Annotated in this window: 6 protein-coding genes; all 6 read right to left on the bottom strand. The window is 45.1% G+C overall.

Annotated features, from left to right (window positions below; all coding sequences use genetic code 11):
* Positions 1 to 26 precede the first annotated feature (26 nt).
* Entirely contained in the window at positions 27 to 1,982 is a 1,956-nt protein-coding gene (locus DWY79_RS08030; protein WP_122369166.1) for an alkyl/aryl-sulfatase, read from the bottom strand.
* Positions 1,972 to 2,418 carry an OsmC family protein gene (locus DWY79_RS08025; RefSeq protein ID WP_005855911.1) on the bottom strand — a complete coding sequence of 149 codons (447 nt, stop codon included), beginning with the start codon at positions 2,416 to 2,418 and terminating at the stop codon, positions 1,972 to 1,974. Before DWY79_RS08025 ends, DWY79_RS08030 begins: the two co-directional genes overlap by 11 nt.
* Before the next feature lie 18 nt (positions 2,419 to 2,436).
* Positions 2,437 to 3,561, bottom strand: a complete 1,125-nt coding sequence (locus tag DWY79_RS08020) for a redoxin domain-containing protein (RefSeq protein WP_009017794.1) — start codon at positions 3,559 to 3,561, stop codon at positions 2,437 to 2,439.
* 140 nt (positions 3,562 to 3,701) lie between these two features.
* Positions 3,702 to 6,680, bottom strand: coding sequence for a hypothetical protein (locus tag DWY79_RS08015; RefSeq protein ID WP_034530494.1), 2,979 nt, complete (start codon positions 6,678 to 6,680; stop codon positions 3,702 to 3,704).
* Positions 6,681 to 6,692: 12 nt separating this feature from the next.
* Entirely contained in the window at positions 6,693 to 9,560 is a 2,868-nt protein-coding gene (locus DWY79_RS08010; RefSeq protein WP_122369165.1) for a peptidase M26, read from the bottom strand.
* 142 nt (positions 9,561 to 9,702) lie between these two features.
* Positions 9,703 to 12,708 (bottom strand): hypothetical protein, encoded by a 3,006-nt coding sequence (locus tag DWY79_RS08005; RefSeq protein WP_122369164.1) that lies wholly within the window; start codon positions 12,706 to 12,708, stop codon positions 9,703 to 9,705.

Below are 12,708 nucleotides of genomic sequence, written 5' to 3'. Positions count from 1 at the left end.
CCAGCCATGCAAGAGGCGGGAAAGGTTTAAGGCTCGATGATATTAAAATAAGCGTCCGGAGCCTCAAAAGTGGAGAATAGCTCTTTTAGGCTTTCAAGTTTCCCGGTTACCGATAACTTATGGGCTTGCAGATTTGCCGCTATATTCTCCGGCTGCATGAGGCTTGCGTAGATGACTTGTTTGTCTCCTTCCAAAGTTACGGTAGGGGCCGGATGGAGCCTGCCGATACGGTTCGATAAGGCGCCGTTCTTTAAGATCAAGGTGGCTTGTTCGTTCGTATCGGTTAAGATAATATTTATTATTAAGTCTTTATCGGCCGCTTTTTCTCCATTTATTTGGATAGCGAGCAAATCGAATAGCATTTCGGGACTTAGGTTCTGGGACATACGTGCCCGGTTTGAGTTGGCCTTGCCTTTACCAGCGATGCCTTCGGTCAGTTCCATAGCTCCGGTCAGGTAGAAATTACGCCACGGGCCGCTTTCCGCTTGGTAGCCCAATTGAGCGTACGTGTCCGCAAGTAATTGGCGGGCGGGTTTATGCTTTGGATTAGCGAAAACGAGATGGTTCAGCAAAGTAGCCGTCCAACGGTATTCTCCTTGATTGTATGCCTCTCGCGCCTTTTTCATTACCTCGTCCTCTCCTCCGATAGCCTCTACGTATTTTTTACCTTCTTCTACCGGCGGGAGTGGGTTCAGATGGGCGGGGATGCCGTCGAACCAGCCGAAATACATTTGATATTGGGCTTTTACGTTATGGCTAACGGTTCCATAATATCCCCGGTTGGCGAACTCGTTGGCGATAGAGCTTGGTAATTTAATCATCTCCGCTATTTCTCGAGGTGTATATCCTTGGTTGGCGAGGTGAAGTGTCTGGTCGTGTAAGTAGCGATATAGATCCCGCTGCTTTTCCCAGTAAGCGACGATGTTCTTATTGCCCCAAGTCGGCCAATGGTGGGTAGAGAAGGATACCTCTACCTGATCGCCGCACTCCGTGATCGCCCGGTCGATATATTTGCTCCATAATTGGCCGTTCCGGACCTTCGCCCCTCGTAAGGTCAGCAGGTTGTGCAGGGTACGGTTGATTTCCTCGGCTACGCAGAAAGCTTTCATCTCAGGGAAGTACATCATGATTTCCGAGGGAGCCTCGGCGCCGGGTACGGACATGAATACGATCTCGACACCATCAATTCGTAAAGTCTCGCCCTCCTCGGATATCTCACGGGTAGGAGGGACCAAGCCCGTAGTTCCTGCCGCGGTAGTTTGTCCTAAACCAGTACCTATATTTCCTTTCTCATTTTTAGGTAGACTGCGGCCATACATATAGGTCGCTCTTCGCCCCATGGCTACACCCGCCATCAGGTTCTCGCTGACGGCATCTTCAAAGAAACCCTTGGGGCCAATGATCTCGATCGTTTCGGGCTTATTGGGGGCGTTCTCCAATATAGCGTCTATTCCCGCGAAATGGTCCACATGAGGATGCGTATAGATAACCGCCTTGACCGGAAGATCTTCTACATGTTTCTTCAGAAGATTATAACCTGCTAGGGCCGTCTCTTTCGAGAGCAATACATCTATGACGATCCAACCGTTATCACTACGGATAAACGTCATATTTGCGAGGTCGAATCCTCGTATCTGGTATATTTTACCGGGTAATACCTCAAATAAGCCGTGTATGCGGTTGAGTTGCCCTTGTCGCCAAAGACTAGGGTTGGCGGATGCCGGAGTCTCTTGACGCAGGAAATCCCAGACGGTTAATCCATACACCTCTTTTCCTGTCTCGTCGGTAATGGAAGGTTCGTCTATCGTGGCGATAAAGCCACGGGTAGCGTCTTCAAAATCTTGTTTGTTATCAAACGGGAGTGATTTCACCACTTGTTCGTTAGCCTCTTTCGTAAACATTGAAGGTTCCGTGTTTTGCGCATATACGAACAAGTGACTGGTAGAGATAAATAAAAGTAAGAACTGTTTTCTAATCTTCATGTTTTTGTGGTTTAAGCGGTTCGCCGTTCAGTAAGATATCGTAGGTAATCGGGCCTATCTTTTTCATCATAAGTCCTACGCCACAGTATTTTTCCTGTGAAAGGCGAATCGCTTTCTCTATTTTGGCGGCGTCCCCGATGTTCCCGTCGATATGGTATGTAGCGTGGAATGCGGTATATACCATCGGGATCGTATCCGAAGTCTCTGCGGTTACGTCGATAGAGATTTTGTCGAAACGTACTCTCATTTTAAGGAAAAGGGAGATTACGTCCATTGCGCTGCATCCGGCCAAGGCGACCAGCATTAAAGCCTTGGGACGGGGGCCTTCATTATTACCCCCGTTCTCGGCTGTTGTGTCGATCGTAACCTTATGGCCGTCCAGCAAGGTCTCGAAAGTCGAGTCCTTCGTCCAGTTTAACGTGATTTGGGCGGACATATCGTGTTATTGTTATTATTATTTCAATATTTCTTGAAGTTTAGCGTCGATCTCCTCGCCATGTAGGTTCTTGGCGATGATCGTTCCGTCCTTATCCACCAATACGGTGTGAGGGATGCTGTTTACCCCGTATAGTTGAGCACCGGAGTTTTTCCAGCCTTGTAAGTCGGAGAGTTGGGGCCATGTGATATTTAGGTCCTTTACGCCTTTCGCCCATGCGTCAGCCTTGCTATCCAAGGAGATACCGACGATCTCGAAACCTTTGTTCTTGTATTTCTTGTAAGCGGCTACCAAATTTGGCATATCCCGGCGGCAAGGAGGACACCAGCTTGCCCAAAAGTCGATCAACACGATGTTCTTGCCATTGCCTACGAACTCGGATAGCTTGTGCGTCTTACCGTTCGGGTCGGCCATCTCGAAGTCCACGAACTTCTTGCCTACGGCTACGGTTTTCAGTACATCTAGGTGAGCCATGAGCTTATCGATGTTTGGAACGGCCTTGAAAGCGGAGTCCGCCTTGGCGATAATCTCGTTCTGGGCCGCCTCGTCCAAGCTATAACGGAAATCGTATAATAACTTGGCGGCGGATTGCTTGGTCGTATTATTCAATATGTAAGTCTTGACGGCATCGGTTACCTTTTGGTCGATCTCGTCATATTTCTTCTCGGCGGCGCTTACGACTTCCTTATCCTCTGATTTCATGTCGGCGGAAAGCTTCTCCAGATTCGCACGCAAAGTCTTCATTTGTGCTTGCAGGGCTTTCAATCCGTCATTCTCCGGTGTTCCAGAAACGGCGGAAGCTGCCTCGTCAAGAATAGCCTGTAATTTACCATTTTCCAATACGAATATGCTTGTGAAAGGGGCGTTCTCGCCGGAAGCGGCACGTTTGGGTTCCACGACATCCTCGGCGAAGGCAAGCTTGCGTAAGGCGGGGGCGTTCTGTGTTCCCTTGAACGTGAACGTGCCGTTCTGCACCAATGCGCTATCCATTGGGGCGGCGTCTTGTACGCCATATTCATACAGGTAAACGTATTTTCCGTTTAGATCGGTGTTCGCTACGGTACCGTTGATCTCGTAACCCGGTTTTTCGCTGCATGCGGCTAGGAGCAGGGCTGATGCGGCAAGAATAAGATACTTTTTCATTTTGTATTCGTGTATTAAGTAATGTATATGAGATATAAACTTCACAAATATACGAAGTCTTTTGTGATAATCGGGCGCAAACCGATGAATAGTTTGCACCCGATTTGGATATATATAGATGATGTTAAAAGGGGCGTATCTTATGGGTTGTATTTTGCGAATTGGAAATAACAAGATTGCAAATAAGGGAGTTGTGCGCATATTTGGTTGTGTGTTCCTCCTATCTGCCAAGTTCCTTGGAAATCGAATCCGGAATATAAAGTCTTTTCGCTTTCGTCTCCTTTACGGCTATCTGGCAGGGTTGCGGTTGCTGCGAAATCTTTTCCCGTATCCTTTACTAAATAGCTCGACTTCATGTTTTTATCGGTAAGATACCCGGCAAGGGCATTCCCATAGTCCACTTTTGCGGCGTTTATGACGAAGTGGCAATTTGCGTCTTTTCCCATATTTCCGACAATACCTCCTCTGTAATCTCTCCTTCCCCAGGATGTTGAGTGCTTTTGCCCTGTGACAGTTCCTTGGTTATAACAATCTGTTATGTTCCAATTGCCTGCTTTCGTATGTTCGATGCTACCGATAAGACCACCTATACCGCCATTTTCTTTTTCAGAGTCTCTGGAGAGATCTATATTTCCCCAGTTACAACAACAATTAACCCATGGAATACTACAGTTTGCGTATCCTAAAATTCCACCTGCGCCCCAATAGTCTTTACTTGCTGTGACATGTCCGTGATTTACGGAGTTATGGATCTGCACATTCATCGAAGAGTAGCCAACGATACCACCTATGGCATCGTTTTTATCCCATCTTCCTTTTTTACCGCTGATATCTCCGTAATTTGCGGAGTGATAAATTTTAACTACGCTTGTTCCCGAAATGTACCCAATAATACCACCTATTCTATAATTAGCGGTTAAATTTTTGAGATTTACGACTTTTCTCAATGTAATGTTTGAGGAACAGTCTGCATGTCCGATTATACCTCCTATACCATCTCCGACATCATTAATGGATGTATAATTCACCAAATTCTCGTAGTTGCACGCTTTGTTGTTGGATAAATATCCGATGATTCCACCCAACGAATAGGCTTCGCTATAACTTCCGTTGTTAAATACGCCACAATTGGCTGCGCAGTTGTAGACGGTTGTGTTATTTACGCTTCCGGCAATTCCACCGACGTATCGATTGCCACATAAAGAAGGAGTGACATAGAAGCCTTCTATACTTGAATTATCTACGCTTCCCGCTATACCACCTATGTATTGGGCACTAGAACTCTTGTCGTCAGAATTGATTTTACCTGCGAAGAATGGCGTATTGTCCTTATTGGTTATCACATCGGTATCGCTGAAGTTTGGCTTATAGTCTCCTTTGAGATTCGTTGATACAATTATTCCGGAGAAACCTCCTAATCCACTGTTTCCTCTAATAGACATTAAAGGGCTTAATTGTACTTTTTGTGTATTTACATTAATTGTTCCACCGTTTTCCAATGAACCGGCGAAACCTCCCGCATACTGATTGGCCTTTATGTTTGCGATGTTTAAATTTATTTTGGCGGAATTGTTAAATTCTATCTTTGTTTGTTGCGCTTGGCCTAAAACACCCCCCGCATATTTGCCAGAAGAAGTGATAGGGGATGTGATTGTGGATTCCCCGATTAATTTTAAAATGATATTACCTTGTTTTGCGGATGATAAACCGATTAGTCCTCCTATCTTACTTTCTCCTTTAATAGGTTGATCTCCTTGAGATCCCGTAGATTTGTTATAAGTGTCTATGCTTAGCGTGAAAGAACTCGTTGAAGATACATACAACTTCCCAATCAATCCTCCCACTTCATCGTGTCCATCAATAGGCAGATTAACCGTGATATTATTTAAAGAGGAAGAATTGGTCATATAGAATTCACCTATCAATCCTCCGGTACGATTATTTCCTGTGATGATTTTCATATTCGGATCATCGGTGGTGTGTGTCAATTTAATGTTATTGGCGGATATTGTACCATACAATTTACCGATTAAACCTCCTGTATTATCTTTTCCGGTTAATATGCCGAAGGGAGAGGATGTTGTTATATTATTGATATCCATTTGTACGCTTTCGGCCCATCCAACCAATCCTCCGACATAAGATCCGTTATCAACGAAGGTTACATAGAATTTAGTATCATTGATCGTGAGGTGGCCTTGTTTGTTGCCTGCTTTTTCCGCATAGCCAATCAGCCCTCCGATTTTATCTTTTCCCATATTAATCGTACCACGTACCTCCACGTTCTCTATACGTACCTCCCCTTGTGCTACTCCTGCAAGAAGACCGCATTTGGAGCCTGGACTTTGGATATTCGCACCCATAAGGGTAAGGTTACGGATGATGGCTCCGTCAAGGAGCGTGGAAAATAGGCCAACTGATTCTTCCGTGGAACTTCCAGTGAACGCCATACCCTGTATTTGTTTCGAGTTTCCATCGTATATGCCGGCAAAGGGGGCGCATTTATAACCATTTCCTTGGTAAAGACAGTCGGTGACAGGCGCTAAAATATCGGCTACCTGTTTAAAATATTGGTTTTTACCATGGCTACTGTCATACATAAGGAGCTGCTGTACCATATATGCGAAGTCCTCGGTGGACGTGATCAAATAGGGATGATCTACTGTGCCTTTTCCTTGCAATTGGTCATATTTATGTACAGTGGCAAGTACAGCGCTTACCATTTGCTCTTGGAACGTAAGGCGATAACCTTGAGGGTATAAATTTCCTTCCATTTCGCTCCGTATCCACATTATATAATCCCCGTCGGCGATTTCTTGATTGTTCGGGATATAGATTTCGCAAGTGAGATTTCCCGAAAGGAATCTTAAGTTTCCCTCGAAATCGAGAGTGCTATTGTCACTCAATGACGTGAGTTGTAGGTATATGATCCCGTCCTTATTGATGATTTCACTATTCTCTTGGGGCAAAGTAAAGGAGCTGACCGAATGGTCGCCGTTTTCTTTCAAGGAAGAACCGATGCTGTTTCTCCGCATATCGTCATCTGAACAACTTCCGGCCAGCGATAAGATGAACAGGTATAGAAGTAAGTGCCAGATAGGCTTATTAATCGTTTTCATATTTGCTTGTTTTTATAATTGGGGTTCTTTGTATTGCATCTCAGATTGATAAGGAACCGGGAAGTAGCCCAGTCCTGTGTAGGGAATCTTCCAAAGTCTTTGGAAATCCCAGCCTTGGAATGTGGAAGTGGTCGATAATTGTGGCAGGGTTAAGCCGGTGGCACCATGGATATTTCTATTTTCGATCGTATTTTCTAGGCAATAGTTATCTTCAAATCGGCTTAGTGCATTACCCGTATAGGCGAAATTTTTCCACTGGCTACCGATATTCAGGCATTTTTTTACGACAGCTTGCTTTTCCGGACTTCCTACCGTAGCTCCTCCTATTTTATTGCCATCGCTTCCGTTTAGGCAATCCGATATCAGGCAACCTTCATCAAAATGCCCGATGAGTCCTCCGTTGTAATCGCCGTACGGGCCTGTTTTCGCCCTAATGTTTCCGAAGCTGACACATTGGCTGATTACCACAGCATTTTCTTGGAAATCGTCCGCTATAGCTGTTATGGAGTTTGCGTATCCGACCACACTGACGACCACACCGGCCGCGGCGATTATCGTGCTGACACCACCTGTGGCAACGAATCCGGCGACAAAAGCGGCTGTGCTGGCTATAAAACATACCCCGTCTGCCAAGGTATGGATGATCTTTTCTGTTTTCTTGATATCCAGTATTTGATTATAGCGAAGATTTCTTTTGTAATTCATCGCGTCACGGAAATCCTCATGGTTTTTGCCGGTCTCATACCAAGCAATCACTTTTTTCCTGTATTCGTTCATGAATTGATCGATCATTCGCCCATATTGAAGATTGGGTGTACTAAACTGAAGAGCTGATAATTTATTTCGCAGTATATTATCCATATCTGTTTCCAGTTTTTCCATCCCCTTGGTGACTAATCCACTAAGCGAAGTTGTGTAGTCCTTTCGTTGCATTGGACGGAAAAGGTCGGCCATTTCTTTTCCCAATGAATAGGCACTGATACTTTCCATTACTGCGTCGTGTGACGTGATTAGATTGTTAAGGATTGTCGTTCCCGCATCAGCGATACCGACAACGGTATTAAAAACTGAAAGGCCAAGCTCGATAGTGGCGAATATGGCGGAGCGTTTCTCGGCCTCTGTCCATTCCCTTGAATCGCCGACTTCTCCGATTAATCCGGCGATATACCCATTTCCTTCTACATCTGCTAAGTTAGCGCAATAGTTCATGGATAGGCAACCTCCTGCGATACCGGCCATCCCTCCGATATATGTACTCCCCGAGATCTTGCCCATATTCACATTTAACGCCAATGATCCGCTTTGTATTTGTCCGCTCATGCCGCCACTGAACCGTGAGGCAGATACAGTTCCGAAATTGATCGTGTTGGTGATACTGGATAATGGGGTAGCCCCGATTATGCCACCGGCATAGTAGCCATCTGCTGTTACCTTTCCTTCATTGTAAGATTTGTAAGTTCCTAATTGTGCTTCACCGCATAGTCCGCCTACATTCTCTTTTCCGTTGACTCTGCCCTTATTAGAGCAATATCCTATAAATGTATTATTATATGTTGCCGGATTAAGAATGACTAAAGTACTTCCTATGATCCCTCCAACACCTCTCTGACCATTTACGCTCCCCTCGTTCCGGCAGGTTATGATTGAGCTGATTCCGCTTCCGCCGACGATACCTCCGGTACCCATGAAACCAGATAATCGATCAGGTTTGTGTGAGTGTGTGCCGCCTTTTACCTGCGATTTGTTCGTGCAGAGATAGACGTATAAGGAATCAGCGTAGCCGACAATTCCTCCTGCGTTCATGTAATATGCCTCTACCTTGCCTTTTTCGTTACTGGAGTTGGTGATTTGTGTTGTCGAAAGTACGTTGGCCCCGCCAAGAATACCGCCTACGGCTATAGCTCCTTGTACGGTATTATCGTCTACTTTGCATGAATCGATCCATAATTTAGTGTTTGGATCTACGGAACCTACAATTCCACCGATTCCCATACCGTCCCCTTGACTTTGGATGGTCGATGATTTTACCGTGCATCCCTTGATAAAGGTTGGATCTTGTCCGCTTCCCGATGTGACGATCGCTCCAGCTATGGCGGATACGGCACAATAGCCGGTGATGTCTGCGTTTTGGATTGTCAGGTCCATGATGACAGCCTTGTTTACGTATCCGAACAAGCTGGCGGCAATCTTGTTTGGATCTTTGAGGGTCATGTTCTTTATCGAGTATCCGTTCCCGTAATAATATCCGGTAAATGGATAAGTCGCGGATTGCCCGATCTGGTACCAATTTCCCTCCCAGCCGCATTTGTCGTTATAGCCGGTCATGTCAATATTGTTTTGTTGGGAATAACAAGTGGAAGAGGACACATATCGGTTGGATATTCCGGTTCTGATCTTATTCAAGTCATCATTTGATCCGATCAGATAAGGATCATCGGGGGTACCGGCTCCGTAAAGTTTCATATTGGAGTTATAGGTGCTTTCTATCCGGATACCATCCGGGGTTATGTTTATCTGGCAACATAATCCGAATTGGCGTTTCAGTCCGTCGATTTCCGGACAATCCGATTTCACGGTATATTCCATATAGAGTAATTGGTATTTACCCTCTTTCAGTCCCTTTTCCATGATGAAATGGGATATTCCAGAAATCCGTTGGTGCTTAGCCTTTCGTTCGATAATACTTCCGTCTGGTACCTTGATATAGAAAGCTAGTTCTCCATACGTGAAGTCCTCGGTTTCATTTGAAAACTTGATTTGATCATGAACCCCTTCATACGTATCGTTTGTATTTGGGGGTAATTCCGGTGTTATTTTATCATCCGAACATCCGGTAAGGATGATAAAGAAAAAGTATAGGAAAAAATAATTTGTCTTCATAATATAAATTTGTTTCTAGAATTATCATGCCATCCATAATATTTTCTCGGTACTTCTCAGAGAGACCTTGAAATTTACCAATCTTCCAGCTTTACGTTATAGCTATGGGAATGCTTGCTACCTTGTATAGTTTGTCAATCCTCTATGGGGCATATTTTGCGAACTGGAAATAACATTTTCCTGAATGCAAGTAGGGTAGCATTTTATTCTCCGAGCTATATGTGCCACCCAGAACCCAGACCGGTTGCCGGTTTGGATCATGATCTCCCGTGAAGTCGAATCCTTGGTAAATATTTTTATCTTCTCTGATTGGTAGAGGGATAGACGTTGCCCCAAAGTCTTTGCCTGTACCGGGCGAGATATAGATATGTGTCAGGTTCTTCTTGTTGCCGTATCCGACACCTGCGTTTCCAAAGCGGACATAACCCCCGTTCACGGCCCGGTAACATCTCCCGTGGCTTCCGAGGTTTCCTACGATCCCTCCCCGGTAGTCGGTACCAAGCGTGCTGGTCGCTTTTTGCTGTCCGTTGATTTCTCCCATATTGTAGCAATCCAGTACGTAACTGTCGTCGTTATCGTTAGCCTTTTCTATGCTACCCACGATACCTCCAATGCCATGGCTGTCTTCTTTATCTTTCGGATAGTCTATATTTGCCCGGTTACAGCAGTAACGGACATGTGCTCCCCCTTGCTTCACATACCCCAAGATACCTCCTGCTCCATAATACTTGGCATTCCTGTTTATGGTGATATTTCCGTGGTTAACGGATTTATAAATTGTAATGGCATCCTCGGCGGCACCGGCTATACCGCCCACTCCGCATTCTTTATCTCCTGCGATACCTTGGATTACGCCGAAATTAGCTGCGTCATAAACCTCTATGTCTTTTCCTGAAGTTTTCCCTATGATACCGCCTACGTTATTTGTGGCTGATATCTTACCTAAATTCACGACTTTATTGATCTTTACGCTAGTTCCCGCTACCATACTCCCGAAAATGCCTCCGATATAATTGGATCCTGAGGAGATATTACTGTAATTTACTAGATTGGAAAACTCACAGTGGGATGAGCACGATGCTTGTCCGATAATTCCTCCTACCATAATGGCGCTATTATTCCCATTATTAAATGTTTCTGTTTTCACGCCGCAATCTGATATTTGAGTATCGCTCGCATATCCGATGATTCCTCCGACTGTACTTCTGCCGTAAATGGAAGGTTGCGTGAAGAGTCTTCTGAGAGTAGATTTATCGGCATATCCGACAATTCCTCCAATAGAAGCGGCATTTTCTCGATAGGGTTTTTCCGAATTTATGTTACCCGGGAAAATAGGTCGTGGAATCTTGCTCACGATTACGTTCGTGGTACTGAATTCGGGGGTATAGGTTCCTGTCAACGTCCCATTATATAATTTTCCGATGATTCCTCCTACGTTATTTCCTCCTTTTATTTTGATGTTGGGATTAATCACCAATATTTCCGGATCCAAAAGAATTTCTTTCCCCGGTTCTTGGTAAGATAAGGCTCCGGCTAAAGTGCCACAAATCCCTGAAGAAGCTTCAAGGGATTCATTATCCATATACAATCGTGAGGCCGGGGTAAATTGTATTTGGGTATCATCTAAAGAACCGAAAATACCTCCTATAACAGACTGCCCGGTTATCGAGGCATGAAACAAGGATTCCCCTTTAAGCTCTATCGTAAATGCGTTAGCGTGTGTTTTGTGGGAATATCCGATCATTCCACCCACATAACTACCCCCTTGGATTTGAGACCGATTTGCCGGATTGGACAACTGGAAGTTCTCGATGGCGATGAGGATATTGGTAGGGGTTTCCGACCGGATCTGACCGATCAATCCGCCGACATAGGAGCTACCTTTGATCGGCATGTCGATGGTTATGTCTTTGAAATTGGATGCCGCCTGTAAGAATGCCTCACCGATCAATCCGCCTACGTTCTGGTTTCCGGATATCGGGAAATTGTTTAAGGTGGTATGTTGCAGCTTAATTTTTCTGGCATCGATTTGACCATATAATTTCCCGATCAGACCGGCCACATGATTATTCCCTCTCAAGTTTTTGAAAATCCCGTCGCTACTGATATCCTCCACTTGAATGGAAGCGTTCTCGGCCCAGCCGATCAACGCTCCGATATAAGAGCTGCCGGATTCCGAGAATGAGACGCCCAATCGCACATTCCGGATACTGATTTGTGCCAACGACTGGGCGTTGCCCTCGATATAGCCTATTAAACCGCCAACCTTATCCTTCGTGGACTTGATATTCCCGTTTAAGGTTATATTCTCGATTCGTATATTTCCGTTAGCTACTCCCGCAAGCAATCCGCAACAATTCCCCGGATACTCTATATCCGCTCCTTCTATATCAAGATTCCGGATCACTGCCCCGTCGTGTAAAATGGAGAAAAGCCCGATTGCGTCGCTTTGCTCTCCGCCGTTCGTCCCGAGATAGGTTAGGTTTAGTATCTTATGGGAATCACCGTCGTAGTTTCCTGCGAACGGGGCGCTTTTATAAGCGTTGCCTTGATACAGGCAATTGGGGATAGGAGCTTTGATGTCGGCTATTTGCTTGAAGAATTGCCCGTATCCGTAATTACTGTCGTACGTGGCTAATTGAGACACGAGATAGGCGAAATCGTTGGTGGAAGTAATCAGATAAGGATTCTCTTCTGTACCTTCGCCATTCAGCATCTCGTAAATATATTTAGTATCACGTACCATACTGACCATCTTGTCACGGAATGTCAGATGATAGCTTAGTGGATAGACGCTGCCTTCTTCATCGAATTTTAACCAAAGTATATAGTCTCCATCTTCTAATACCAGATTATTGGGGATAAACATTTCACAGGAAAGAATCCCCGCGTTTTTCCGGATCTTACCTTCCATGAGCTGTATGGAGTTATCGCTCAGCGATCTCAACTGGAAAAAGATCTGTTCTCTCGTATCTTGTATGGGAGTTTTGCCTTCCGGCAAGGAGAACGTGCTTATTAGATGAGATTCTGTCTCTTGCAAGGTCGATCCGCAGTCGTTTCGTATGATGTCATCGTCTGCGCATCCGCCGAGCAAGATGATAAGCATGCATGCGCATATATTCCATATTGTTTTAGTGTATGTTTTCAT

The organism is Parabacteroides sp. AF27-14, from assembly GCF_003635425.1.
Lineage (GTDB): Bacteria > Bacteroidota > Bacteroidia > Bacteroidales > Tannerellaceae > Parabacteroides > Parabacteroides distasonis.
The sequence above is the reverse complement of the archived record's forward strand: the minus strand, read 5'-3'. Positions and strand labels throughout refer to the sequence as shown.